This window comes from Entomobacter blattae (genome assembly GCF_014672835.1).
GTDB classification, from domain to species: Bacteria; Pseudomonadota; Alphaproteobacteria; order Acetobacterales; family Acetobacteraceae; genus Entomobacter; species Entomobacter blattae.
This window is the reverse complement of sequence record NZ_CP060244.1, coordinates 875,896-900,815: the sequence shown is the minus strand read 5'-3', so window position 1 is coordinate 900,815 and position 24,920 is coordinate 875,896. Positions and strand designations below refer to the sequence as shown.

The following is a 24,920-nucleotide window of genomic DNA, read 5'->3' as shown; positions in this document are numbered from 1 at the left end:
ATTCTGTATTTCACCAACTTTTTGTGGTAGGAAATGTTAAATGTTAAAGAGTACTGTAACCATCGCTCCAATTGTAATGGAGAGTGTATCAAGCCTTAAATTCTAACCCGTATGAAATTGCCCGGCAGCAATCCAATTAAGGAAATGAACCTGAATAACGAAAAACTGGTTATGTTGAAAACTATACACAGAATGTGTCTAGACCTACTTTTATAAAAAACTCTCTCACCAATGAAACCAAAAAATCCTTCCTATGACAGAAACAGACCCCCATTTTACCCAACTTATGACAGACACCCGTAACGGAAATAACATGTCTGGCTTTAAGCTGTTACAATATGGAATTGAAAAGAACTTTATCCCCGCTCTTCAGATTGCTGACATAGAAGCGACCTTGCCGGGCGGGGAGCTTCCGCCTGATATCCCTAAAAAAATTGTTCAATACTGGCATAACCCCCACCGCCCAGATTATATTGATACAGCAATAGAGTCGATGAAAGCCCACAATCCTGGATACGACCATCTGATTGAAAATGACGCAGGCGCGCGCACCTTTATCCAAGCCCATTTTGGCCCCCATTATGCCACCTTGTATGACCACTGCCTTCATGTCACTATGAAGGCCGATTTCTGGCGACTATGTTACCTTTATATTTTTGGTGGCATTTATATTGATATCGATAATACTTGCGTTGCGCCCTTAACCACTCTTATGGCCAAACGCTCTTTCGAATGTTTTTTTCATTATGCCGTAGGAAAACCCTGGTGTGTTAACAACGGCTTTATTGTCACCACCCCCAAAAACTCGCTTATTCATGCACTTTTAAACCGCACAGCTGCAAATATCGAACATATTATAGAAAATCCCGCCTCTTTTAGCAATGTGTGGGAACTCACCGGCCCCGGGGCAACCACACGTGCGGCAATGCGCCAAGTAGCCCTTAACCCAAGCTTGATCACCCCCACCCCCAAGGGGCATATTCCGCTTCTTCTAAGCCATGAGAATACCGCCCGCTATAGCTATCATCACGAGGAATTTGCCTATAAACAAACTGCCGAAGGAAATTGGAGACTATTCACCAACCCTCACTCTGTGTAACCAATAACCCCTTTCTTGTCTCCCAAAATCTGGCCTTTAAAGGCCAGATCTGCATCCAGTTTTCCGTAAACAGGGACCCCTAACCCAAGCGGTATCCCTTCGGCACGCACTTCAACCACTCCCCCAATCGAAGAACCCGCCTTTCGTAAAGTGGCATAGAGACTCCTCCCATAGCGAAACCACACCTGTATCAGGACAAAAAAACGGGTTATTCTGAATTTCAGCATCATCCCAACGGGCATAATCCACACCGTACTGCCCCATTTTCACCAATGCGCCCGTTATCCTTACCGCAGGGCCCAAAAGCTTTCACACCCAAACCCGTTCCTTAATGGCCCTGTTAAAGGGAGGCACATTTTCCTCACCACACACAAGCATACAAAAGAAGAGACACCTGACCCAAATGGCTCAAGGCCATGGAAGCCATTGCTGATGCGATCCGGATGGAAAGTTCAAAATCCTATGTGCGTTTCCATAAAAAAACTGACTCAGATGCCCATTTTGTGCAGAAGGAGAGAAAAACCAAACCAAGGGCTCTTCCAGCCAAATCTTTCATGGCTTGATGGTTGACGTAAGTAAAATCTGACCTGGGTGAAAGAGGGCGTTAACATTAAAAGATTACCCAAAGAAATACACTCAGCAAAAACAGCGCACCATTTTGCTGCCCCCACAAAACCATGTCCCTGGCAAAACCATATCCCTGACCATTATCCCTGTTGGCCACGATGGCGTAACAAATGATCGGCCAGCACACAGGCCATCATAGCCTCACCCACTGGTACAGCCCTTATGCCTACACACGGGTCATGCCGGCCTTTGGTGATCACCTCAACATTATCTCCCGTCGATGAAATGGACGGTACGGGGACAAGAATGGAGCTAGTGGGCTTTACGGCAAAGCGGGCAATGATGGGCTGACCGGTAGAGATCCCCCCCAAAATTCCACCGGCATGGTTGCTGAGAAAACGCACCTCTCCCCCCTCTTGACGAATGGGGTCGGCATTGTCTTCCCCCCTGAGATTTGCTGCAGCAAACCCCTCGCCAATCTCTACCCCCTTAACCGCATTAATCCCCATTAAGGCGGCAGCCAAATCTGCATCCAGTTTTCCGTAAACAGGGGCTCCTAACCCAGGCGGTATCCCTTCGGCACGCACTTCAACCACTCCCCCAATCGAAGAGCCCGCCTTTCGTAAGCTGGTAAGATACTCCTCCCATAGCGAAACCACGCCTGCATCAGGACAAAAAAACGGGTTATTCTGAATTTCAGCATCATCCCAACGGGCATAGTCCACGCTGTATTGCCCCATTTTCACCAATGCGCCCGTTATCCTTACCGCAGGGCCCAAAAGGGTTGCAAGCACCTTAAGGGCTACAGCACCAGCCGCCACCCGCATGGCCGTCTCTCGGGCAGAAGAGCGCCCACCACCCCGATAATCCCTAATCCCATATTTCTGATCATAGGTAAAATCCGCATGGCCAGGACGATAACGCGCTGCAATATCACCATAATCGCGGGAGCGCTGGTCTGTATTTTCAATCATTAAGGCAATAGGTGTGCCTGTTGTCTGGCCTTCAAACACTCCAGACAGGATCTTAACCTGGTCGGCCTCCTGGCGCTGAGTGGTAAAACGCGATTGCCCAGGCCTGCGTCGATCAAGAAAGGGCTGGATATCCGCCTCAGATAAAGGAATACGCGAAGGGCAGCCATCTACCACGCATCCAATGGCTGGCCCATGACTTTCACCCCATGTCGTAACGCGAAACATATGGCCAAAACTGTTAAACGACATACTGCCCCCTTCCTTTACACAGACCCACTTTTACACAGGCCCACTTCAGCCAGAAAACCCGTTTTTAAAAAGGGGCTTGCCTTGTTCTTCCTTATAAAGTTTCTCCCCATTGCCTAGAGCAACACCAGGACAACACTAGGACAACAAAAGAAAATCTAGTCTTCATTAAGGACTAAGGCAATATCTGGGGCAGCAGGGTTTTTCATCCCCACCAGATGGTAGCCATTATCCACATGATGAACCTCTCCGGTAACACCACCCGAAAGGCTAGAGAGCAGGTAAAGCCCAGCTCCCCCCACATCGTCAAGGCTAACATTGCGCCCCAAGGGGGAGTTAAGCTGGTTCCACTTTAAAATATAGCGAAAATCCCCAATTCCGCTGGCTGCCAGCGTTTTAACAGGCCCTGCAGAAAGGGCATTCACACGGATATTCTCTCCCCCAAGATCGACCGCCATATAACGTACCGAGGCCTCAAGAGCTGCCTTGGCTACCCCCATAACATTGTAATGGGGCATAACACGCTCTGAGCCCAAATAGGTTAAGGTTAAAATAGAGCCGCCCGGGTTCATCATGCTGGCAGCCCGTTTGGCAACACCAACAAAAGAATAGCAGGAAATGTTCAGGGCCTCCAAAAAGGCCTCCCGCGGAGTGTCAATATAACGCCCGCGTAAATACTGTTTATCTGCCCAACCAATGGCGTGAACCAGAAAATCAATCTTGCCTACTGAGTGCTCAAGCTCCCCAAAAGCCCTCTCTATATCATCATCACTGGCAACATCGCAGGAAATAACAACGGAGCTGTTCACACTTTCTGCCAAAGGGCGCACCCGCTTTTCCAAAGCCTCACCCTGATAGGTAAAAGCCAGCTCGGCCCCTTGCTGGGCACAAGCTTGTGCGATGGCCCAGCCAATTGAACGATCATTGGCAACACCCATGACAAGGCCACGCTTGCCCTGCATAAGATTGCCCCTTACAGGGACGGATGAACCTCCATCTGACATATTGCAACCCCTCAATTATTTTGTTAACGTTTTCCAACGAAGCTGCCTGTCTCCATTCTGGTCTCTTCTGGCAGCCCTGTGGCCAACTTCCCTTAACGAAACAGCAACCGCCCTTAAAAATCCAGCAGATACCCCTTGCGTTATGAACGTTCGGGAATTTAGCAAAAAAAAACCCGCTATGCGAGTGTAAAGAAGTATAAAGAAACAGCCCCTCATACGCTTTTTTGTGAAAAGAGACAATTTTGCCTAAGCTTGTCCCCTTGAGCGCGCCACCCCCATTTAAGGCCTTTGTTATGAACTCTTTCTCATTTTTATTGTTATAGATCATGCCCCGTTACGGCAAAAAGCCCCTATTTTAAGATTAAGACCCTCATGTTTTATGATAAACCCTAATAGACCCCACACTCTAACAAACTTCATGAATTGACAAGCTTGACGCATTGAACAGACTGACTAACCCTCTAAAAGTTCTTATCTCATGACTGGATCAAAATTATTATCAAAATTTTACAAACCTGATTAAAATGGCCCTCACAGGCCTATACCCATTATCATGATACCTATTTTTCTTATTGTTTATAAAATTTGCTTATAAAATGCTTTTAATGACGGAAAGAACCTGGAATGTCTACCCCACTGATTGATATGAACGCCAACCCGTTTGACCTCTTCTCCCGCTGGCTCAAAGAAGCCGAAACCTACGAACCCAACGACCCCAACGCCATGTCGGTGGCCACAGCAGATAGCCGCGGTCGACCTTCTGTACGGACTTTACTCTTAAAGGGTTTTGACCAAAGAGGGTTTGTTTTTTATACCAATACGCTCAGCCGAAAAGGCCAGGAATTGGCAGAAAACCCTTACGCTGCCCTTTTGTTTTACTGGAAGAGCCTTCATCGCCAGATCAGAATTGAGGGAAAGGTGGTTCCCGTTTCTGCCGAAGAGGCAGATGCCTATTTTGCAACCCGTAGCCGAATTTCGCGTATTGGAGCACTGGCCTCTGAACAATCCCACCCGCTGGCAGACCGGGCCATACTAGAACAAAAGGTTCAAGAGCTGGAAAAACACTACCCTGGTGATATAATCCCTCGACCCGATAACTGGTCCGGGTATAGAGTAATCCCAAATCATATAGAATTCTGGCAGGATCGTCCCTACCGCTTGCACGACCGTGCTGTTTGGACCCTTTCCAGCCAGGGAACATGGAGTGTCACTAGGCTTTACCCATAATTTTCTCTGAACCCCTCTCCTCCCGCTTTTCAGAAAGGCTTACAATGAACATTATTCAAAAAATTCTTGTTCCTCTTCAGGGGTCTCCTAACGGATCATCGGCCATTGAGGCAGGGCTACATTTTGCCCAAACCTTTGGCGCCCACCTTTCTATCCTACATGTGCGCCCCGATAGCAGAGACATTGCCCCCCTAGCTGGTGAGGGCATTTCAGGAGCCATGGTTGAGGAGATGATCTCTTCTGCTGAGGCTGAAAACAGTGAGCGCCTGCAAAAAGCGCGTACTACCTTTGATACCTGTATGGCCAAACATAACATTACCCTGACCAGCCCTTCCCCTAGAGAGAGAAAGCCTGGAACCGTTTCCGCCAGTTTTTCGGCCCTAACAGGAAATGAGAACGAAGTGATTGCCTTTCAGGCCCGGGTTTCGGACGTTATCGTGGTACCCCACCCGAATGCTGGCGATGAAATCTCTTCTTCCGAAGCGCTCCACTCCGTTTTATTCGATAGTGGAAAACCCGTTATTATTGCCCCCAGCACCCTACCGCCCGCTTTGGGGAGCCGGGTTTGTATTGGTTGGAATGGTTCACCGGAGTCGGCCTCGGCCTTACAAAGTTTTTTACCATGGGCCTACAAGGCTGAAGCCGTGCAAATCTTGTATTCTGAAGAATATCAGCGCCGTGGCCCGCATGCTACTGAAGTCAAAGATTATTTGGCCTTTCATGGCATAGAAGCCAGCGTACAAGAATTTGGCGTTATCCGTAACAATGTGGGGGCTAGCCTGCTTTCAGCTTGCGATGCCTTTAAGGCCGATATGCTCTGTATAGGGGCATACTCCCACTCCCGTTTACGCCAGCTTATTTTGGGGGGCGTCACCCGCCACGTGTTAGAGCATGCCAAACTTGCCCTTTTCATGGGACGTTAAACTTCAGAGAACGAGCGTTATTAAGCCCCTTTTTGGAGAAAGCTTATTTCCTCCTATGCCTTCCGCATGCTTATTCAACTAAAGACATAACCTCCCGAGTGATAGACTTGGTGATCCCTATCGGAAAAGGTCAGCGTGCCTTAATTGTGGCTCCTCCCCGTACGGGTAAAACCGTACTGTTACAAAATATTGCCCCCAGCACCCTACCGCCCGCTTTGGGGAGCCGGGTTTGTATTGGTTGGAATGGTTCACCGGAGTCGGCCTCGGCCTTACAGAGTTTTTTACCATGGGCCTACAAGGCTGAAGCCGTGCAAATCTTGTATTCTGAAGAATATCAACGCCGTGGCCCGCATGCTACTGAAGTCAAAGATTATTTGGCCTTTCATGGCATAGAAGCCAGCGTACAAGAATTTGGCGTTATCCGTAACAATGTGGGGGCTAGCCTGCTTTCAGCTTGCGATGCCTTTAAGGCCGATATGCTATTGATTGATGAGCGCCCAGAAGAAGTCACAGATATAACGCGTTCTGTTCGAGGAGAGGTCGTTTCTTCCATCTTTGATGAACCTGCTACTCGTTGTTTCCCTGGGGAAACTTCCCGCTTTGGTAAGCTTCCCCCTCTTTTGGCGCTCCTAAATGGGCCCTCTTCTGGATCGCTCCCTGAATTGCTCCCCAGATCGCACTCTAGATTACTCTCTGGGCCACTCATCCGGGGTATAACAGAGCGGGCCGTTTGGAATCATTCATCTGGATCCACTTATCTACGAGCCACTCATCTGGAAACCACTTACCTGGGAGCCATTTATCTGGGGCACTTACCAAAGGGGCACTCACTTCGGGCCATTGAGATTCCCAGCAAGAGGCTACTCCCCATAGGCCCCTCCAAGATTGAAGCATTACGAACAAAAATCCCCCTTCTCAGTCATGATAAGGAGGATTTTTGGTGATCATATTGTAAAATATTATCATCGGTATAGGTAGAGGACATGAAGGGGGAGCATGAGGAGCAGTCGTAAAGCGTCATGTCCCCTTTCACTATAATCACTGCCTACCACTATACCACGACCTGCAGTAAGAAAAGCATGCTCAGGCGGTATCGGTCATAACAATCTCGGAATCTTCCAAAGCCTTGATGTCTAACTTGCTTTCATCCATCACGGCCAAACCATCGTAAGCATTCACCGTAATACCATTCACTTCAATAGAACCCTTGGCAGGAACAATATAGATATGGCGATGGGGATCAATCTTGTGCTCCAGGGTCTTTCCTTTTTCCAGGGTTGCGCATTGAAGCCTACCATCTGTTCTAATCTTTAAGGCCTCCTTATCTTCTGGAAAGCCGCTCGCAAGGGTTACAAACTGCCCAGAACGCTCCCCTTTGGGGAAAGGCCGTGCCCCCCACTGGGGTTCGCCCCCACGTTGGGTCGGAATAATCCAGATCTGGAATATTTTCGTAGTCCCCTTCTCAAGGTTATATTCTGAATGGCGCAGGCCCGTGCCAGCACTCATGACCTGAACATCACCCGCTTCCGTGCGGCCTTTATTGCCCATGCTATCTTGGTGGGTGATCGCCCCTTCCCGAACGTAGGTAATAATTTCCATATCCGCATGGGGATGGGGTGGAAAGCCCGTACCAGGAGCAATGTCATCATCATTCCATACTCTCAGAGCACCCCAATGCATCCGTTGAGGGTCATAATAATCAGCAAATGAAAAATGATGGCGTGTATCCAGCCAACCGTGGTTTCCACCACCTAAACTTTTATAGGGTCTTAATTCTAACATTGTTTTACCCTTTCGGCATAATCATCAAATTTTATTCTGCTTGTCTAAGCCAGAATATCCATATTCATATATATATTCTCTCTTGGCCTTAAAGATAAGCTCATCTTCATATTAAAGAAATAGAAAAAATAGAAAGTTATTTTTTCATAAATAATCTCTATTGTACTATTCTTTTCCTAAATTTACTCCTAACAGGCTTGAATGTAGAGCCTTTTTTAGCATTTCTCCCTTCCTTGCTTTGGTAAGGCTGATCGGACATGTTGGCAAGGGCGCCGACCTCATAATCGTGGCGTTGTTATGAACCCTGTTGATCACCCTCATGGTGGTGAGGATCGGACCTCGGGTGGTCGTCATCCTGTTACCCCATGGGGTAATAAGCCCACTAAAGGATATAAGACCAGCACGCCACACTGCCCTGTACCGCCCTCCCTATACCACTTTGGCAAGAATATCCCCCTAGAGTGAGCGCTACCCTGATATTTAATAAGATACGAGACAATGAAGGCCGAAAATAGCCTCATTGCGCACCATCTTCTTTTTTTGGACCTCAAAGCTTCCTCCTCCAGGGGACCATACATATTGGAAATCCGGCGTTACATTCATCCACGCAGCAACCTGGATGTTATACATAACCTCCAGATGATATTCTGTTGAGCGTATGGGATAAAGGGGATTTAAAAAATGACGTACGTCACGATCATAGGCACGGACACGATTACTGATCCGCCCAAGCCCACCCCCAACCCCAAATTCGTCCTGCTCCCGACCGGGTAAGGCCCCCTGCCATAGCAAGGCCGCATCAGCAGCCAGATTAACAATATTACGGTCTCCCCCATTGCCTGTTAGGCGCCCTGAAAGAGACAGGCTTTCCGGCTTTGTCCAATCTGGCCGCCAGACCATGGCATCAAACAAGGCATAAACCTGCCAGTTCCCCTTATGGCGAAAGGGTTCCCCCCCGGTAAGGGCAAGGAGATGACGCTGGCTATCATAGCGCTGATCAAAAAAATGGGCTGTATCATAATAACCACCCAGTTTAAAAATCGAGGGAAGACCCGGGTCTGTCAAAGCATGCTGTAAATCATCTGGCTGTGGGTTAAGCTGATATTGGAGTTCTTCAATAATGAGCGCGCCTGTACCAAGGTGAAATGCTGCCCCAGAAGAGGTGTAGTTTTGCACGGTAGGGTCTTTGGGGTCATAAAAGGGGCCACCTGGGGGGTTATCATCCACCACAGCACTTAAGAAAGACCATGTATCATCGAGAGCGTAATGAAGCCTTACCCCAAGCGAAGCCAACGGCCAGGAAGGCCCACCCGCATACATGTTTACGGAAGGCGCCAAAGGCCAGCCAAAAGAGGAATTTAGAAAATAGTTAAATGTCGATGTGGTATTGAATTCAGTATCAATACCCATTTGCCCCAATCGAATATCAACCTTTTCATCTGGGAAGGTGTGTTGGTACCACATTTCCCATAACCGTAAAGAGCGATCGGCTTCAAACCCACTAGTGGGATTAAGAACATAGAGCTGGTCCTGGCTGATACTCCTCCCCCGGATCAGGATACCACTTATATTAAAAGTGCCGTTCTCTATCCCCAAGAGCTTTCCCGTATCCACTGTCAAAGATCCTTGGGTAATACCATCGTAAGCCGCACCAGTATGTTTGCCCCCCGAAACATTTCCCCAGACTTCGTTAACATCAAACAACCCAAAGGTTACACCATACGACTCCAGAAGCTTACGGATATCCCACCGTTCTCCCAGAACTTGACCATCGACATCATCATCAATAGAGTTAGGGTTTGCGGCAAAAACTGCTTTAAAAGATACGCACAAAAACACCGTAGCCACCAAGCCAACCCCGCAAAGCCCCCCAACACAGGAAAACAAGGGATAAAAGCACTTTGGGGTCCACCTTTTAACAGCGGGAGACTGGCCGTGTTTGATAGAAAAAACCCTGGTTTTTTTCTTTTCCATTCCCCGATCACAATACCCTTTTAATACTGGCCATCACACCCAAACCCACTCTTTCCTTCTTCGTCACCACTTGCCCCATCACAATGGCGGTTAAGGACAAAAAATACCCAAGGGTTCTTTCTTAACTACTGTGTTTAAAAACTACCGTGTTTAAAAAATATTGTATACTCGACAAAGTCTATTCATTCTTTAAATTTTCTTTATTTTTCCTTAACTATACTTTCCTTTATACGCCCTTTATGTCGAAATCTCCGAACTCTTCTCCTCCTGCCTTCTCTACACCACCATATTGATGGTTCTCCAAAAAGGTTTCCAAAAGGTAAGGCTCCCTTCAGATATGCCAAGCTGTAGCCAAGGGTCTGGTTTCAGCGTCACCATCTCCGATAACCCCGATAATATAGGCCCCAGATAACACTGGCTCCCAATAACACTCATACCCGATAACACAGGTGCAGATTAGCTCTGGGTTATCAACTGCACCATCAGCATGAGCCATAAGCATGAGAAAGAGGATAACCCAACCCTCCCCCTTCATGGATAGAACCCGGTGTGCTAGCAGCAGCATGGCTTGGAATACCACCAGGAAAAGAGACAGGAAAAAAGAACTGTTTGAAAAACTTCAATAACGCTTCCTCATCCTCTATAACATAAAGTTTGTAGGCCGTTGGCTGTGATCATGAAGGGAAGCTTTGAATATTCATGATCTTTGCCGTAAACTCACCTTTTCACCCCGATAAGCTTCGCCAGGATTACCCCCATCAGGATCGCCCCATGCCGTCGTCTAAAACTGCCAACCCTCCAACGCCTTTGTGGAAGTTATGGAACCAGGCCACCGCATGGCTTGCACTGCCCCTTAAAGGTTATCTGTATTATCGCTGTTCCCAAAAAAAAGAAGACCCCACCCGCCTAAATGAACGCTTTGGACGAACAACCCTTTCCCGCCCGAGGGGCACGTTACTATGGTTTCATGCAGCCAGTGTAGGAGAAATGCTCTCCTTGCTCCCCTTGCTGGAATCTCTCAATAACCAAAGGCCTGAGCTCTATTTCCTCCTCACCACGGGCACTCTCACGGCGGCCAACCTGCTCAGAAAGCGCATAGCGACTTCCCCCTTAAAGACTTGCCTCATCCATCAGTTTATCCCTTTGGATGTTCCCCAATGGATAGAACGCTTTCTAGCCCATTGGCAGCCCCAGCTTGCCCTTTTAACCGAGAGCGAACTCTGGCCTAACCTGATAGCAGGTTGCCAGAACCACTCTATTCCCCTTATTCTCCTAAATGGTCGCCTTTCGGAGCGCAGTTTTCGTCGCTGGCGAAAGCTGCCTTTCCTGATTACCCCCATTCTGCAAAACTTTGCCTGGATCGCTGCCCGCTCGAAGGAAGATGGCCACCGGTTCCAGCAGCTGGGTGGGCCCATAGACCTGATTGGAGACCTTAAAGAAGCAGCCCCACCCTTACCCTATAATGAGGATGTTCTTGAAAGCATTCGCCGCCATCTTCATGGGCGCCAACTCTGGATTGCCTCTTCAACCCATGAAGGGGAAGAAGAGGTTATTATAGCAGCTCACCGTCGTCTCCTGCAATTTTTTCCTGCCCTTCTCTGCCTTATTATTCCCCGCCATCCTCATCGGGGTGAGGCCATAGCAGCCTTAGCTGATCAGGCCCCCCAATACTCCAAAAACGCTCTCCCCACCCCTTCAGACCCCTTCTGGATAGGAGATACGTTGGGAGATATGGGGGTATTTTACCGTCTTTCAGAGATTGTTTTTTTAGGCAATAGCCTGCCCTGCATGGCTCCAAAAGGAGGAGGGCATAATCCATTAGAACCCATCAGACTGCATTCTGCCCTGGCCTGCGGCCCCGAAATGAAGAATTTTGCGGAAATTATTAAAGAATTGCAGGAGGATATCACCATTGTCTATAATGATGAAACCTTGGCATCGTGGGTTTTAACCATGCTGAATAACCCCGTCCTAAGAGAAAAACGATCCCTTTCTGCCTTCCATTACGCAACCTCCCTTCAGGGAAAAGCCTTGGAAGAACTCTCTTCGCGTATCCTCTCTTCGCTTTCATCGCTCTAAGCCTGCATCACCGACCCCACCGATTATTCTTTCAAAACACTCTTTATTCTTCTTATTCTTTGTTATTCTTTAAAATACTCTCCTTATTTGCCTATTCCTTCAATAGCGGCCTGATCGTTCTTGCATCATGTTTCCATTTCATCATCTCCACCCGCCCGCCTTTTGGTACAATTCCCCTTCCCTCAAGCCCTCTCCCCCCAAGGCTTTTACCCCTGGTTGGCCCAAAATTCTTGCGCCCTTTACCCTTATAACCCGTATCCTCAGTGCCCATCGGCTCAAGGGAAGAAACAAGTCCCCCTTTCCTATCCCCGTGCTATGCTGTGGTAACCTTACGGTCGGTGGGAGCGGTAAGACCCCGGTTACCATTGCCTTGGTGCAAGAACTCCAAAAAGCGGGGAAAAATGTCCATATCCTCTGCCGTGGGTATGGGGGGAAGCTCAAGGCTGCCACCCGAGTTGATCTTGCCTCCCACGGGGCTGATCTGGTTGGAGATGAAGCTCTGCTACTGGCCCAATATGCCCCGTGCTGGATGGGAGCCAACCGCCTGGAAACAGCTTGGCTAGCCCAAAAGGCCGGAGCGGATTGCCTGGTAATGGATGACGGCTTCCAAAACACAACCCTTACCCCCACGATGGGGCTGCTCATTATTAACAGCCAAAGAGGGTTTGGCAATGGCTACCTTTTGCCTGCTGGCCCCTTAAGAGAGCCTGTCTCTGCGGGAATGGCACGGGCCGCCGGGGTTATTTTTATAGGCCCCCCCCACCAAGAGCTTTTACGCCATTTGCCACCCTCCTTGGAATATTGGCAGGCCAAACGCAAGGCAGACCCTGCCCTTGCCAAACTCTACAACCGTACGGTTGTAGCCTTTAGCGGGATTGGTGAACCTGAGCAGTTTTTCGCCATGATTCGCACAGCAAAGCCTGCCAAGGTCATCACCCAAAGTTTTCCAGATCATTTTCCCTTTCCCGAAAAAACCATCAGACAATTATACAAGCTTGCCGAAAAAAATAATGCTATTTTGGTTACAACAGAAAAAGACTGTATGAAAATCCCCCCCTCTTTCAGAAAAAACCTGTTTATCCTCTCTCTCTCCCTGGAGTGGGAAAACCCAGAGGCGCCTACCCTCATTATTAAAAAATTCCTTAATTCTTACCTTCCCTGAAATCTTACCTTACTCTGAAAGATTTGCCCATGTTTACGTTCCTTAAAACAAAATACCCAAAACGTTATTATGCCGAATACTGGGCCCTTAAAATGATTCTGCAATTTTTTTACAGGCTAGGGCCTATTAAAGCTTCAAACTGGGGTGGGTGGCTGTTTCGCAGCCTAGGCCCTTACCTTCCCCTTTCCAAAATTGCCGATACCAATCTTAAGTTGGCCTATCCAGTAAGCCTTAAACAACAAAGGCAAAGCATTATTAAAGGCATGTGGGAAAATTTGGGCAGAAATTTTGGGGAGTTTCCGCATCTTTCTGCTCTCAGGCAAAACACGCCTTACGGGCCAGGCTGGGAAGTGACGGGAGAGCAAACCTTAATAGAGCAGGCCAAAAAAGGGGGAGCTGTGATCTTCATCTCAGGCCATATCGGTAACTGGGAAATGCTGCCACCCGCTGTTGCTCACTATGGCCTAGCCTTTTCATCCTTCTATCGTGCTGCCAATAACCCCCTTGTTGACGAGCTCATTAAAAGCTATCGGCTCAAAGCCCTTAAAACCACCATTCCCCTTTTTGCCAAGGGCGCTACTGGGGCCCGTAAAGCATTACTCCACCTTGCACGAGGGGGAAGACTTGGCATGCTGATGGACCAAAAAATGAATGATGGAATCCAGGCCACCTTCTTTAACCATCCAGCCATGACAGCCTCTGCTGCTGCGGCTATGGCATTACGGTTTGGCTGCCCGCTTATCCCTGGGTATGTGGAACGTCTAGGCCCTGCACGATTACGGATTGTGGTCGCCCCCCCCCTTTCCTTTCAACCGACAGGCGATACCCCTGAAGATGAGCACCAGCTGACCCAAACGATCAATGATTTGTTGGAAGTCTGGATTAGAAAGGCTCCTCAAAACTGGCTATGGCTTCATAAAAGATGGCCATTGGCTTAAACGGATACCCACGCATATTATTGCGAATATGCAACATATTGATTAATATTTTATTAATAAAATTTATTTTTTAATAAAATGATGAAAATTTTCCTAAAATGTTATATAGGGTAATACAGGTCAATACCAGACTAACAGATATATAATAAACATTTTAAAGCATTAGATTTAATATCTACTATTAAAATGATCTTTATTGTATATTTATAGTATAATTATAAAACTATTCATGCGGGCTTATTTCATTTTCCATTTACTCTACCTCTATCAACAGCAATGATTTTTCAAAAAAGCAAAAATACTGTTTTTATGGGCTCCGTGGCTTCTCTATCCACGGTGAAGCTATACCTTAATGGTCATTTGCTGCGTAACAAACGCACTTTTAATGCGGTTTTCATATTTTTAAAACAAAGGGTAAGTGTTCATGTTAAAAATTGCATTACATCAAATCCCTGCAAACAATAACCTGAGCGTATCCGTCCACTCCCATGTTATTCCCATGAAAAAAAACTTCCTTCCACGGCACTATGAGTACCTCATGCGTTGGCTTGAGGTCGGCTCCAGCATGGGGCTATGTGATGTGGATATAAGCCCCCGCTTTTCTGCAAACCAGGAACATGACACAATCGACTATATCTTGATCTGGGTGAGGGAAAAACCCGACCCTGCCTATATGATTAAGCCCATAGGGACAAAATGGGTGGTCATTGATCACCTTCGCAATTATCAGCTGGGGCAATATAAGAATTTTGAAGACGCCTTGCTGCGTATTCGTCCTTTAAACATTAGCCACAAGCCCTAGTAGGCGTTTCCCCATCCCTTATAAGGGATGGGCAAGCCGTGCCCTTTCTTTTGCCTGCTGTATGTGTTTGTCTTTATGTGTTTGTCTTTATGTGTTTGTCTTCACAGAGTGTTCAGCCGTTGTTTGCACGGCGGGCTTTTTCATAACAGCGCTTCCTTGGGGTTGAATTTCAAAAATTGCAAGCTCACGGCGGACATGCCCGTTCGGTAACAAGCTAAAGGCACCCCCAACCCCCAAAAACCCTTCTGGTCTGGTAAGGTTAGAGACGGTATACCCCCCGTTCTTGTGTAAATTTCCTACCAAAGCTCCCGAATCATAAGCCAGATCTGCCAATGGCTTGGGAGATGTATGATATTTTGCCAAATATTTGGAGACAAAGCCCCTGCGTGACTCCGGATCAGAAGAGGCATACCACGCCCCAGCCAAACTCCCCAGTTTAGAAGAAAAGGCAGCCCAAAGACCTGGCCCTAAAATACGGACCTTCTGGGAGCTGACTTGCACCTCTTCCAAGGCATCAATAACATATTGTAACTGCACACCCGTATCACCCAGAAGAAGGGCATCAAAAGCAGGGGGAGCAAGCGTCTGCGGAGCTTTAGAAGAGGTACCCGAAGATGCCTGGTCTACTGCTGGCGATGCTGCTGCTTGAGGAGCGCCCGATGAGGTAGCAGCAGGGTCCAACTCTGCCAGCAGGTTATCTCCCCCATTGCCAGAAGATGCAGAGGAAGATGCTGAGCTTGATGAGAGAGAAGAGCTTGTCTGAGTCTGCCGGCCAGTATAATCCGCAAATAGTTTCATGGCTTCAACCACACCCGTTTTTGAGGATGTATGGTAGGTAATATGAGCAGGGGCTAGGTTTTCCTGTTCACAGGCACTAATCAGACCATCTCCCAAAGCATGCCCTAAAGCCGTATCAGGAAGAAAAGCGGCAAAATGCTGCCTTCCCTCGGCTTTGGCAGCCTTTACCAAATGTGCTACCTGCTGTTCTGGGGTAATCCCCATCACCCATACTCCAGGCTGAGCCTGGTGGATATCACTGGTAAAAGCCAGCACGGGAATACCAGCCATTTTTGCAGCAGAGGAAAGCTTGCCAGTATTTTCCGCCGTTAAGGGGCCAATAATAATGCCATCACCATTCTGGATAGCCGTGTTCACCAAGCGGGACATATCGCCACCACTATCATGAATATCCAGTGTCAGGTCTTTTTCATCGGCTAGAGCAAGCTTGGCAGCATTCAACATATTATGCCCCAATCCCCCATTCCGGCCAGAAAGCGGTAAGAAAATACCTACTTTTCCGGGTGTGGTTCCCCCCTGTTCAACTGAAGAACTCAGGGCTGGCTCCCCCCCCGATGATTGAGGAGAAGAGTGACTACAAGCGGCCACTCCCATCAGCAAACACACAGCTAACCCATAGGGCAGGCCCTGTTTTTTGTTGGTACCTTTTACGGTAAAAATATTTCTATACATTCTGCACTTTCCTCTTAAAGCTTTTTTCACACATCCCTTTATCTTGAAAAATTACGGCATCTTTTTGCCAGGAATGTTCCAAAGCCCTTATCTTACCTTATACAAGCTAAAACCCTAGTCCCAATCAAGCAAATGGTTATAATACGCTCTTACCATACCTGACAAAACCATTTCCTCAAACTCTAGGGACCGGCATGCCTGATCTTTACCCCCTTTCCTCTCTCCAAGACCATACCCTCAACCTGCGTGAAAAGGGGATATTCTGCCTGGTGGCCACCCCCATCGGTAATCTGGAAGATTTAAGCGCCCGGGCAAGGCAAGTGCTGGCCCAGGCGGACTTGATCTTGTGTGAAGATACTCGCGTTACCGCAAGGCTTCTACAGCATTATGGCATAACAACCCCCACCGAATCCCTGCATGATCATAATGAAGCCCACCGTATTCCCACCCATATTTCCCGGCTGCATAAGGGGATGACCATTGCCCTTGTCAGTGATGCCGGAACACCTGTTATTTCTGATCCGGGTTACCGCCTTGTTCGCGCTGTAATTGAGGCTGAGCTGCCCGTAACGGCAATTCCTGGGCCCAATGCTGCTCTTATGGCGTTAACGCTTTCGGGCTTTCCCCCCCACCCTTTTCTTTTTATGGGCTTTCCCCCCACACGGCAGGCCGCCCGTTTAAGCGATTTTTCCATCCTGAAAGCCGTAGAGCAAGCAGGTCTTTCCACAACTGTTATCTGGTACGAAGCTCCCCATCGGCTTGCCGAATGCCTTGGTGACATCGCTGAAGTTTTTGGCAGCCAACGCCCTGTGGCCATTGCCCGAGAATTGACCAAACGCTTTGAGGAACTCCGCCGGGGCTCGGCCAAAGAATTGGCAGATTTTTATGCCCATACTCCCCCTCGTGGCGAAATTGTCCTGCTTATGGCCCCCAACAGCACCCCCACTGTTACCACGCAAGCAGAGCTTGACCGCCATATTTTACACGCCCTAACCCATATGAGCCTGAAAGATGCAGCCGCTTTCGTGGCAAAAACGTTAAACCTGCCAAAAAAAACAGTTTATACCCGCGCCCTTGAGCTTGCCCAAAACACCCCTAAAACAGAATTACCGTAACAATAACGCGGCCATACAATAGCATCGCAATAAGTAATCTCCTCTTCTGGCTTCAGAGCTGAAGGGGTTTTCTGGCTTTACTCGTCGTGCTTATTCCGTCCAATATCAAGGCTGAATAATGAAGAGGGAAATTCTTCTCCTTTTTGGAGCTCAAAGAGGTCGACCTGGGTTTGGCGGCCTTGGGCGTCCACCACACGCCAACCGCGTAAGGCAAATGGGTTTTGCCAAAAAACCAGCGTAAGGTTTCCCTCTCCCGGGGCATTGCTGCGTATAACCCGCACCATGACAAAGCCATTGGTCTGTTGAAAACCTGTTATCGTCACATCACCGGAGAGGCGCAAATTTTCTCGTAAAAGAAGCCCTAAAGGCGTTTTATTTAACGGAATGGTTGTGGTCTGATCCAGCTGGCTATCATTAAAAATAAGTTTCCCTTCATTGGCCACCAACAGTAAGGGACTAGGTTTATCATATTGGAACCGCATTTTTCCGGGCCGTTCAATCCAGGCATCCCCCGTTGTACGAGACCCATTTTGAGCAATCTGCTGAAAACGGGCCTTAAGGGTGCTTACACTATTCATCCAGTCTTCAACTTTTTTGACCCAAGCCTGCTGCGCTGCTGTTAAAGATAATGGAGCTACACGCTCCCCCGTTTGAATTGTAATGGTGGTAGGGGATTTGGCTATGGCTTGGGTGCTCACGCCCCCCACGAGCCCATAAACACCAGCAGCCAGTGCAACCGGAATTATTTTCATAAAAGATCCTTCTCTTTACAAAACAGCTTTATTACTAAGGCGCTGTTTTTGGCATTTTGTTACTGATTATAATGCTTTGAAAGCCTGGAATGTTTCCTTCCGTAACAGATATAAGCCAAAATCCCTATCAGCAAATAGGCCAATAAAAGCAATAAAGGCACTGGGTTTCCCCTAAAGAAGGCCAAAACCATATCAATGAGTAACGGCCCTGCCATAACCAGACAAAAGAAAATTCCTAAACAGGGGGTTATTCCCAGCCAGATATTTTTTATTCTTATTGCCCCTAACGGTACCTTGAAAGGGCGTTCCAGCTCTGGGTGAACATTCCGCTGCCAGATCACTGTAAAACACACCACCCCAAATGCTGTGGCTGTCCCTAAACTGACAAGATCACTAATAATATCCAGAGGCAAAAAGGCCGTTGCCAAAGCCACCACAACGCCTATAACCAAGGTGCCTGTCCAAGGGGTGGCAAAACGCGGATGAAGCTTGCTAAAAGCGGCAGGCAGCAAGCCATCGTAAGACATGGCATAAAAAATCCGGGTCTGGCCGAAAAGTAAAACCAGCATAACAGAAAACAGCCCTGTAACCGCAGCCAACTTCAATATACTGCCTAGCCAGGGCATCTGCATATGATTAACTGCAATCGCTAAAGGATCCGCGACATTCAGTTCCCGATAGGGAACCACCCCTACCATGACCGCAGCCGTTGCCATATAAATTAATGTACAGACCAATAAGGAGACTATAATGCCAAACGGCACATCTCGGGCTGGGTTACGGGCTTCTGAAGATGCTGTTGAAACAGCCTCAAACCCCACATAGGCAAAAAAGATAATAGATGCTGCACGGAATATGCCAGAATAGCCATAATGAAAGCCGTCTGTCGCTGGAGGAATAAAGGGCGTAAAATTGGCTTTATGAACATAAAATACCCCCAAACCCACAAACACAAGAAGAACCAGAATTTTAATTACAACAATGATGGCATTGATGGTGGCATTCTCTGAAACACCTAATAACAGGCAAAACGTAACCAGCCCAATGGCCCCTGCCCCCAATAAATCAATACTCATATGGCCGACCAATGCCCCATCAGCCGTAGTACCCAGTGTTGGCGTCACCAAGGCCTGTGGCATGGTAATACCGATATCCTGAAGAAAACTTGTCAGATAGCCTGAAAAACCCGCAGCCACACTGGCATCGGAAATACCATATTCCAAAAGCAATAACCAACCAACTCCCCAGGCAAAAACTTCCCCCAAGGAAAGATAAGCATAACTATAGGCTGAGCCCGAAACCGGCATAACCGAAGCCAGCTCGCCATAAGAAAAGGCTGTAAATAAACAAGCCAAACCAGCAACGACAAATGAAACCAATATGGCCGGGCCAGCATAAACCGAAGCCGCCATCCCCGTCATAACGTAAATCCCAGCTCCTACAATTGAGCCTATCCCGAGCATGGTCAGCTGAAAGCGCCCCAGACTTCTTTTTAACCCATGGGAGTGAAGTTCTGCCTGCATCTGCTGGAAGGTTTTACGTTGACGGGATGAAGATAGTGATGTTGCGTTTTTTTCTATTTTTCCCACCCTGCTGAACCTTATCGTATTATGAACTCCACCTTTTTACCATGGAATAAACCTTCTACCCAAGACAACCACCTTTTCAAGATAGACCGTGCATTTTTCAGTATTTTGCAAGCGTATTTATTTTACAAGCGTATTTCAGAAAAAAGGCTCAGTAGGTTTCCCAGTTTTGAAGTTTCTCAGTTTTACCAGACATCCTTTCTAGAACCAGACACTCTTTCTGAGACAAGACATCCCCTCGCCCTCAAGCCAGAAGGATACTCTTCTTAACAGGCAACGAATCTTGACAAGCAACGAACGAAACCTATTGGCTTTTTTGCCCTGTTAGAGGTTGAAGATTAACAGCTTGGCCATGTGTTGCCAAACCACTATCTACTGCCTTAACACTCTGTGGGGGTGTCGCTGTATTTTGAACAGGGCCTTTCGGATCATTCACAGCACGAGCATTGGGAATGGGCATTTCCTCCGACACTGTCCACCCCCCACCTAACGCAGTATATAAGGTAGAAAGGCTATTCTTATACTGCAAGCGGGACTGAATAAGGGTAAGCTGATTGGTAAGATACGTATTTTGAGCCACCAACGTATTTAAAAAACTATCAACCCCATTCAGGAAGCGGGCTCTTGAAAGGGTATAGTCTGTATGGCTTGCCACCACCCTCTCCTGGTCAAATCCAATCTGCTGGGAATAGGTATGGCGAGACGCCAAGGCATCAGCCACTTCCCTAAAAGCCGTTTGTACGGCCTTTTGGTATTGGGCCACAGCAACACGTTGTTCTGCCTTGGCCTGTTCAAGACCAGCCACATTCTGCCCCGCTGTAAAAATTGGCAAGCTCACAGTAGGGGCCAGCTGCCAGATTAAGGAATGTTTCTTAAAAAACTGGGCAAACTGCGTACCACCCGTGCCCACAGAAGCGGTTGACAGCAAAATGGAGGGATAAAACTGGGAACGGACATACCCAATATTCGCATTGGCTGCCAAAAGCTGATGTTCAGCCGCACGGATATCAGGCCGTCTTTGCAACAACTGAGACGGAACCCCCTGAGGCAAAGGAGGGAAAGGTTCTACCTGCTGTAAAGAGGTAACCTGTTCCATCTGTGCCAGTAAGGGCGGGGGTGGATTGGTCCCTAATAAAAGCACAAGATTATTCATATCCAGGGCCACTTGGCGAGTATACTGCATTTCCTGGCTTTTAGCCTGTTGATAGGCCTCTTGGGCTTCCGCACGGGCCTGGCCGGTTTGCTGGCCATAACGCAACAGACTAGAGACCAGATCCAAATTCTTAGCCCTGTTTTCAACCGTACCTTGAATAACACGTAAGCTTTCCCGATCGGCTATCCAGGTAAGATAAGCATTGGTAACCTGAGTCATCAAGCTGATCTGAACACTCATACGAGTATTGATCTGGGCCATATATTCTTCAAAAGCCTGTTCCGTTAAGCTTCTGACATGGTCAAAAAGGTCAATCTGATAATTGGAAATGCCAAACCCGGTCTGCAGCCTGTTCCAATGCACGGTAGTGCTGGAAGAGCTGAGCGTACTTCCGGGATAAGTTGCATAACTGGCAGAAAACTGACCACTAATGGTCGGAAACAGCTCCCCACGTTGGTACTGATAGGCCGAACGTTGACTAATGATATTTTCGGTTGCAACACGCAGGTCCCGATTGTTGCGCAAGCTAATTTCAATCAGCCTGATGAGAACAGGGTCATGAAAAAACGCCTTCCAGCCAATAGTTTCAACCCCGGGCTTGCCAGCATCATTTAAGAGAGCTGGGCCATAGGCAGGCCCAATGGGCCAGTTTTGCGCAACGGGAAAATCAGGGCGGTGATAGTCTGGCACAAGATTACATCCCCCTAAGGAGACCAGAAAAACCATGCAAACACTGATAACCCACCCAACAGGCCTCTTCATTCGCAAACCCTGGCGCAAACCCTGAACCGGCCTATTGTCTGCACAAGCCCCATACCCTTTTACAAGGCCGCGAACCTGCATTCTAGCGTTTAATGCCTGCTTGACCATCATCATTCCATAGCCTGTCCTGCTGTTGTCTTTGAAGCTTCTTTTTGTATAGGATGGGGTTTCACACCAAAGGCCCGCAACACCACAATAAAAAACACAGGTACAAAAAGCAGGGCCAAAACAGTTGCACTGACAACCCCACCGGTAAGGCTAGTACCCATATCCACATGGCTGGCAGCCCCAGGCCCAGTGGCAATAGCTAAGGGCAGAACACCAAACACAAAGGCCAGTGATGTCATTAAAATGGGGCGAATACGCTCATGGGCAGCAAGCCAGGCTGACTCAAACAGACTTTTACCGGAATCATAATGCTCCTTGGCAAATTCCACAATCAGAATGGCGTTTTTCGCTGAAAGTCCTACTGTTGTTAACAGCCCCACCTGGAAGTAGACGTCGTTACTTAACCCGCGCAAAATGGTTAAGCCTGTGGCCCCCAAAATTCCCAAGGGAACAACCATCATCACCGCAAAGGGGATAGGCCAGCTTTCATAAAGGGCGGCAAGAGAGAGCAAGACAATAACAATGGAAATCGCATAAAGCTTCCAGGCCTGACCCGCGCTTTTCTGCTCTTCATATGACATGCCCGTCCACTCATGCCCTATACCAGGGCCAAGTTTGGCCACATACTCTTCCATAATTTTCATAGCCTGGCCAGAGCTGATCCCCGCTGCCCCTTGGCCTACAATTTCGTAAGAGGAGTAGCCATTATAGGTTTCCACCTTAAGGCGCCCTGTTGTCCAGTGCCCTGTTACAAATGTGCTGAGTGGAACCATGCTCCCTTGTCCATTGCGGATATACCATTTTTGCAACAACTGCTCCGGCTTCATACGCGAATCTGGTGCCCCTTGTACAAACACATGCTTCACGCGCCCACGAAGGTTAAAAAGACCTGCATCGTTAGAGCCAATAATGGTTGCCAGCATCGTGTTGATATCACTAATTGAAACACCCTGGGCACTGGCTTTTTGCCGATCAATATTAAAAGTGTATTCGGGAGCGTCACTCAGCCCATTCGGGCGAACAGCCACAAGCCTTTTATCAGCACTGGCCATTCTTAACAGCTTGCGTCTGGCCTCTGCCATTTTTTGTACCCCGAGATGGCCACGGTCTTCAAGCTCAAGGTCAAAACCGGTGGCATTTCCCAAATCCTTCACAGGGGGTGGAAGAAAGGGAATAATCGTTGCCCCTCGGATGGTCGAGAAGAACTTGCGCGAACGGGCAATAACGGCCTCAGCCGAATCTTGCTTTCCTCTTCGCTCATCAAAGGGTTTAAGATGCACAGCCCCAAAAGCTGCATTCTGTGCCTGGCCCCCAAAATTAAAGCCAATCGCTGTAAAGCACAGCTCAACAGAATCCTTTTCCTGGGTAAGGTAGTAATTCATAATCTGCTCGTTAACGGCTGCAACCTGGGCAGCCGAAGCCCCTGGGGCCAAGGTGGTCTGAATATAGAACTCCCCCTGATCCTCATCTGGCATAAAGCCACCAGGAATACGCATATAAAAGAGTGCCACAACCGCACAAATCGCAAGATAGGCGATCAGGGTGATCACCCAGTGGTTCATCATCACTTTAACACAGCGGATATAATGGCTGACCATCCACTCAAAACCCTGGTTAAATTTCCGGAAAAACCAAAATGGCTTTTTTCCTTCTTCACGAGGTTTCAGCAAGGTTGCACATAAGGCCGGTGAAAAAATAAGGGCAATGATAACAGAGAGAATCATGGCCGAAACAATAGTAATGGAAAACTGCCTATAAACCACGCCAGCAGAACCACTGAAAAAGGCCATAGGAATAAAAACAACCGAAAGCACAACAGCAATACCGACCAAGGCCCCACTGATCTGATCCATAGAGACACGCGTAGCCTCCTTGGCATCCAGATTGTCTTCTTCCATCACGCGTTCAACATTTTCCACCACAACGATCGCATCATCAACCAGCAGCCCAATAGCAAGAACCATGGCTAACATAGTCAAAGTGTTAATGGTAAACCCGGCAAACCCTAAAATGGCAAATGTCCCCAGCAACACCACAGGCACTGCAATAGAAGGCACAAGTGTTGCCCGCCAGCTTTGCAAGAACAAATACATCACCACCACCACCAAGAGCACGGCAATAACCAATGTTTCTACCACTTCATGCATGGAGGCAACCACAAAGGGGGAGGTATCGACTGGGTATTCAACCTTGGTATGGGGAGGGAAATACCGCGAGAGGTCCTTCATTTTGTCATAGACCTCATTCGCAACAGCAAGCTGGTTTGCTGTCGGCGAAAGCTTAAGGCCCAAAGGCGCAATCTGATGGCCGTTAAGCATGCCCAAGGGTTGGAACTGCATAGGCCCCAGCTCTACCTTAGCAATGTCAGAAAGATGGACGGTAGCTCCATTCGTTTTGACCTTGAGTAGAATATTCTGAAACTGCTCAGGTGACATTAAACGCCTAATACCGCTAGAGAGGGCATAGGTCCGTGTCTGGGGCAGAGCCGGCAATTTTCCGAATTCCCCCAAGGGCTGTTCGGCATTCTGGGCCTCGATGGACTGCATGACATCACCAACATTAAGCTGGTAGTTATTCATCTTGTCGGGATCAAGCCACACACGCATAGCATATTCGGACGAAAACAGAAGGTAATCGCCAATACCGTTCAAACGAGTTACGGGGTTTTGTACATCCGTAGCCATAAGGTCGCCCAAGGCCGCCTCGTCCATGGAGTTGTCTTCTGAGCTTAAGCTCACCACCATGCTTAGGCTTTTATTGGACTTACTGATACGAATTCCCTGAAGGGCTACCACCGATGGCAACAGGGAATTCGCCACATTCATACGAATCAGCACCTGGGTGGCTGCCGTATCAGGGTTCGTGCCCTGGGCAAAGGTCAGCGTGATGGTGCTGCTTCCATCAGCATTGGCCACAGCAGAAATATATTCCAGATTGTCCAGCCCGTAGACACTCTGCAAGATGGGATCTACCACTGTTCTTTGAACAGTATCAGCCGTAGCCCCTGGATAGGTGGCAGAAATAGTAATAGGCGGCGGGGCAATTAACGGCCATTGTGCCACCGGTAGACTGATAATTTGAATAACGCCTATAATGGAAATAATAAGGGCTACCACCCAGGCAAAAATCGGTCGATCAATAAAAAAGCGTGATAGGGACATTCTAATCCGTTCTTAAACCTTAAAACCATCTAATAC

General features: G+C 48.1%; 18 protein-coding genes and 4 pseudogenes. 11 read left to right on the top strand and 11 right to left on the bottom strand.

The window, feature by feature from the left end; all coding sequences use genetic code 11:
• Positions 1-253: 253 nt before the first annotated feature.
• Positions 254-1,099, top strand: a complete 846-nt coding sequence (locus tag JGUZn3_RS04075) for a glycosyltransferase family 32 protein (protein ID WP_203414431.1) — start codon at positions 254-256, stop codon at positions 1,097-1,099.
• Here the strand turns inward: JGUZn3_RS04075 and JGUZn3_RS04070 are convergent.
• Positions 1,087-1,341 carry a chorismate synthase gene (locus JGUZn3_RS04070; protein WP_408871764.1) on the bottom strand — a complete coding sequence of 85 codons (255 nt, stop codon included), beginning with the start codon at positions 1,339-1,341 and terminating at the stop codon, positions 1,087-1,089. The two genes, JGUZn3_RS04075 and JGUZn3_RS04070, sit on opposite strands and share 13 nt — an antisense overlap.
• Positions 1,342-1,512: 171 nt before the next feature.
• Between JGUZn3_RS04070 and JGUZn3_RS12820 the strand changes: the two are divergent.
• Positions 1,513-1,662: pseudogene (locus JGUZn3_RS12820) on the top strand (DUF3164 family protein); the annotation flags it as partial.
• 144 nt (positions 1,663-1,806) lie between these two features.
• Here JGUZn3_RS12820 and aroC read toward each other — a convergent pair.
• Together aroC and JGUZn3_RS04055 are read right to left on the bottom strand one after the other, a co-directional pair.
• Positions 1,807-2,889: a chorismate synthase gene (gene aroC, locus JGUZn3_RS04060; protein WP_203414429.1), complete on the bottom strand. Its 1,083-nt coding sequence runs from the start codon at positions 2,887-2,889 to the stop codon at positions 1,807-1,809.
• Between the two features lie 155 nt (positions 2,890-3,044).
• Positions 3,045-3,890, bottom strand: a complete 846-nt coding sequence (locus tag JGUZn3_RS04055) for an enoyl-ACP reductase FabI (protein WP_203414428.1) — start codon at positions 3,888-3,890, stop codon at positions 3,045-3,047.
• A gap of 624 nt (positions 3,891-4,514) precedes the next feature.
• Between JGUZn3_RS04055 and pdxH the strand changes: the two genes are divergently transcribed.
• From pdxH to JGUZn3_RS12725, 3 genes and pseudogenes are all read left to right on the top strand, one after another.
• Positions 4,515-5,117, top strand: a complete 603-nt coding sequence (gene pdxH / locus JGUZn3_RS04050) for a pyridoxamine 5'-phosphate oxidase (RefSeq protein WP_203414427.1) — start codon at positions 4,515-4,517, stop codon at positions 5,115-5,117.
• 44 nt (positions 5,118-5,161) lie between these two features.
• Positions 5,162-6,040 carry a universal stress protein gene (locus JGUZn3_RS04045; RefSeq protein ID WP_203414426.1) on the top strand — a complete coding sequence of 293 codons (879 nt, stop codon included), beginning with the start codon at positions 5,162-5,164 and terminating at the stop codon, positions 6,038-6,040.
• 80 nt (positions 6,041-6,120) lie between these two features.
• Positions 6,121-6,240 (top strand): annotated as a pseudogene (locus JGUZn3_RS12725) (hypothetical protein); the annotation flags it as partial.
• Between the two features lie 883 nt (positions 6,241-7,123).
• Here the strand turns inward: JGUZn3_RS12725 and JGUZn3_RS04035 are convergent.
• Positions 7,124-7,822 (bottom strand): pirin family protein, encoded by a 699-nt coding sequence (locus tag JGUZn3_RS04035; protein ID WP_203414425.1) that lies wholly within the window; start codon positions 7,820-7,822, stop codon positions 7,124-7,126.
• A 240-nt stretch (positions 7,823-8,062) separates the two neighbouring features.
• On the opposite strand from JGUZn3_RS04035, the pseudogene JGUZn3_RS04030 reads away from it, so the two are divergent.
• Positions 8,063-8,287, top strand: a pseudogene (locus JGUZn3_RS04030) (hypothetical protein); the annotation flags it as partial.
• Positions 8,288-8,302: 15 nt separating this feature from the next.
• On the opposite strand, the gene JGUZn3_RS04025 reads toward JGUZn3_RS04030, so the two are convergent.
• Together JGUZn3_RS04025 and JGUZn3_RS12815 are read right to left on the bottom strand one after the other, a co-directional pair.
• A complete protein-coding gene (locus tag JGUZn3_RS04025; protein ID WP_203414424.1) occupies positions 8,303-9,796 on the bottom strand; it encodes a carbohydrate porin in 1,494 nt (497 codons plus the stop codon).
• A gap of 337 nt (positions 9,797-10,133) precedes the next feature.
• Positions 10,134-10,443: pseudogene (locus tag JGUZn3_RS12815) on the bottom strand (phosphoketolase family protein); the annotation flags it as partial.
• A 52-nt stretch (positions 10,444-10,495) separates the two neighbouring features.
• Between JGUZn3_RS12815 and JGUZn3_RS04015 the strand changes: the two are divergent.
• The 4 genes from JGUZn3_RS04015 to JGUZn3_RS04000 all read left to right on the top strand — a co-directional run bounded on the left by JGUZn3_RS04015 (position 10,496) and on the right by JGUZn3_RS04000 (position 14,777).
• Complete coding sequence (locus JGUZn3_RS04015) at positions 10,496-11,875, top strand: 3-deoxy-D-manno-octulosonic acid transferase (RefSeq protein WP_203414423.1); 1,380 nt, start codon at positions 10,496-10,498, stop codon at positions 11,873-11,875.
• 127 nt (positions 11,876-12,002) lie between these two features.
• Positions 12,003-13,037, top strand: coding sequence for a tetraacyldisaccharide 4'-kinase (lpxK, locus tag JGUZn3_RS04010; RefSeq protein WP_203414422.1), 1,035 nt, complete (start codon positions 12,003-12,005; stop codon positions 13,035-13,037).
• Between the two features lie 92 nt (positions 13,038-13,129).
• The gene (locus tag JGUZn3_RS04005) at positions 13,130-13,975 is read left to right on the top strand and encodes a lysophospholipid acyltransferase family protein (protein WP_238996932.1); all 846 of its coding nucleotides are present in this window, start codon (positions 13,130-13,132) and stop codon (positions 13,973-13,975) included.
• Positions 13,976-14,399: 424 nt separating this feature from the next.
• Positions 14,400-14,777: a hypothetical protein gene (locus JGUZn3_RS04000; protein ID WP_203414420.1), complete on the top strand. Its 378-nt coding sequence runs from the start codon at positions 14,400-14,402 to the stop codon at positions 14,775-14,777.
• Positions 14,778-14,864: 87 nt separating this feature from the next.
• Here JGUZn3_RS04000 and JGUZn3_RS03995 read toward each other — a convergent pair whose 3' ends face one another.
• Complete coding sequence (locus JGUZn3_RS03995) at positions 14,865-16,247, bottom strand: penicillin-binding protein activator (RefSeq protein WP_203414419.1); 1,383 nt, start codon at positions 16,245-16,247, stop codon at positions 14,865-14,867.
• Positions 16,248-16,441: 194 nt separating this feature from the next.
• Here JGUZn3_RS03995 and rsmI point away from each other — a divergent pair, with 194 nt between their 5' ends.
• A complete protein-coding gene (rsmI, locus tag JGUZn3_RS03990; protein WP_203414418.1) occupies positions 16,442-17,362 on the top strand; it encodes a 16S rRNA (cytidine(1402)-2'-O)-methyltransferase in 921 nt (306 codons plus the stop codon).
• A 77-nt stretch (positions 17,363-17,439) separates the two neighbouring features.
• Here the strand turns inward: rsmI and JGUZn3_RS03985 are convergent, their stop codons facing one another.
• The 4 genes from JGUZn3_RS03985 to JGUZn3_RS03970 all read right to left on the bottom strand — a co-directional run bounded on the left by JGUZn3_RS03985 (position 17,440) and on the right by JGUZn3_RS03970 (position 24,884).
• Positions 17,440-18,114: a LolA family protein gene (locus tag JGUZn3_RS03985; RefSeq protein ID WP_203414417.1), complete on the bottom strand. Its 675-nt coding sequence runs from the start codon at positions 18,112-18,114 to the stop codon at positions 17,440-17,442.
• Positions 18,115-18,173: 59 nt separating this feature from the next.
• Complete coding sequence (locus JGUZn3_RS03980) at positions 18,174-19,637, bottom strand: APC family permease (protein WP_203414791.1); 1,464 nt, start codon at positions 19,635-19,637, stop codon at positions 18,174-18,176.
• Positions 19,638-20,004: 367 nt separating this feature from the next.
• On the bottom strand, positions 20,005-21,729 hold the full coding sequence (locus JGUZn3_RS03975) for an efflux transporter outer membrane subunit (protein ID WP_203414416.1): 1,725 nt from the start codon (positions 21,727-21,729) through the stop codon (positions 20,005-20,007).
• Positions 21,726-24,884 carry an efflux RND transporter permease subunit gene (locus JGUZn3_RS03970; protein ID WP_203414415.1) on the bottom strand — a complete coding sequence of 1,053 codons (3,159 nt, stop codon included), beginning with the start codon at positions 24,882-24,884 and terminating at the stop codon, positions 21,726-21,728. The genes JGUZn3_RS03975 and JGUZn3_RS03970 overlap by 4 nt, the downstream gene beginning before the upstream one ends.
• Between the last annotated feature and the right edge of the window lie 36 nt (positions 24,885-24,920).

Excerpts from the sequence above, each read along its gene's own strand:
- JGUZn3_RS04025 (WP_203414424.1), bottom strand. The coding sequence starts at position 9,796 with ATGGAAAAGAAAAAAACCAGGGTTTTTTCTATCAAACACGGCCAGTCT.
- JGUZn3_RS04035 (WP_203414425.1), bottom strand. The coding sequence starts at position 7,822 with ATGTTAGAATTAAGACCCTATAAAAGTTTAGGTGGTGGAAACCACGGT.
- JGUZn3_RS04005 (WP_238996932.1), top strand. The coding sequence starts at position 13,130 with ATGATTCTGCAATTTTTTTACAGGCTAGGGCCTATTAAAGCTTCAAAC.
- JGUZn3_RS03975 (WP_203414416.1), bottom strand. The coding sequence starts at position 21,729 with ATGATGATGGTCAAGCAGGCATTAAACGCTAGAATGCAGGTTCGCGGC.
- JGUZn3_RS03970 (WP_203414415.1), bottom strand. The coding sequence starts at position 24,884 with ATGTCCCTATCACGCTTTTTTATTGATCGACCGATTTTTGCCTGGGTG.
- JGUZn3_RS04015 (WP_203414423.1), top strand. The coding sequence starts at position 10,496 with ATGATCTTTGCCGTAAACTCACCTTTTCACCCCGATAAGCTTCGCCAG.
- JGUZn3_RS04045 (WP_203414426.1), top strand. The coding sequence starts at position 5,162 with ATGAACATTATTCAAAAAATTCTTGTTCCTCTTCAGGGGTCTCCTAAC.
- JGUZn3_RS04000 (WP_203414420.1), top strand. The coding sequence starts at position 14,400 with ATGTTAAAAATTGCATTACATCAAATCCCTGCAAACAATAACCTGAGC.
- JGUZn3_RS04070 (WP_408871764.1), bottom strand. The coding sequence starts at position 1,341 with ATGCCCGTTGGGATGATGCTGAAATTCAGAATAACCCGTTTTTTTGTC.
- pdxH (WP_203414427.1), top strand. The coding sequence starts at position 4,515 with ATGTCTACCCCACTGATTGATATGAACGCCAACCCGTTTGACCTCTTC.
- JGUZn3_RS04055 (WP_203414428.1), bottom strand. The coding sequence starts at position 3,890 with ATGTCAGATGGAGGTTCATCCGTCCCTGTAAGGGGCAATCTTATGCAG.
- JGUZn3_RS04075 (WP_203414431.1), top strand. The coding sequence starts at position 254 with ATGACAGAAACAGACCCCCATTTTACCCAACTTATGACAGACACCCGT.
- JGUZn3_RS03985 (WP_203414417.1), bottom strand. The coding sequence starts at position 18,114 with ATGAAAATAATTCCGGTTGCACTGGCTGCTGGTGTTTATGGGCTCGTG.
- aroC (WP_203414429.1), bottom strand. The coding sequence starts at position 2,889 with ATGTCGTTTAACAGTTTTGGCCATATGTTTCGCGTTACGACATGGGGT.
- rsmI (WP_203414418.1), top strand. The coding sequence starts at position 16,442 with ATGCCTGATCTTTACCCCCTTTCCTCTCTCCAAGACCATACCCTCAAC.
- JGUZn3_RS03995 (WP_203414419.1), bottom strand. The coding sequence starts at position 16,247 with ATGTATAGAAATATTTTTACCGTAAAAGGTACCAACAAAAAACAGGGC.
- lpxK (WP_203414422.1), top strand. The coding sequence starts at position 12,003 with ATGTTTCCATTTCATCATCTCCACCCGCCCGCCTTTTGGTACAATTCC.
- JGUZn3_RS03980 (WP_203414791.1), bottom strand. The coding sequence starts at position 19,637 with ATGCAGGCAGAACTTCACTCCCATGGGTTAAAAAGAAGTCTGGGGCGC.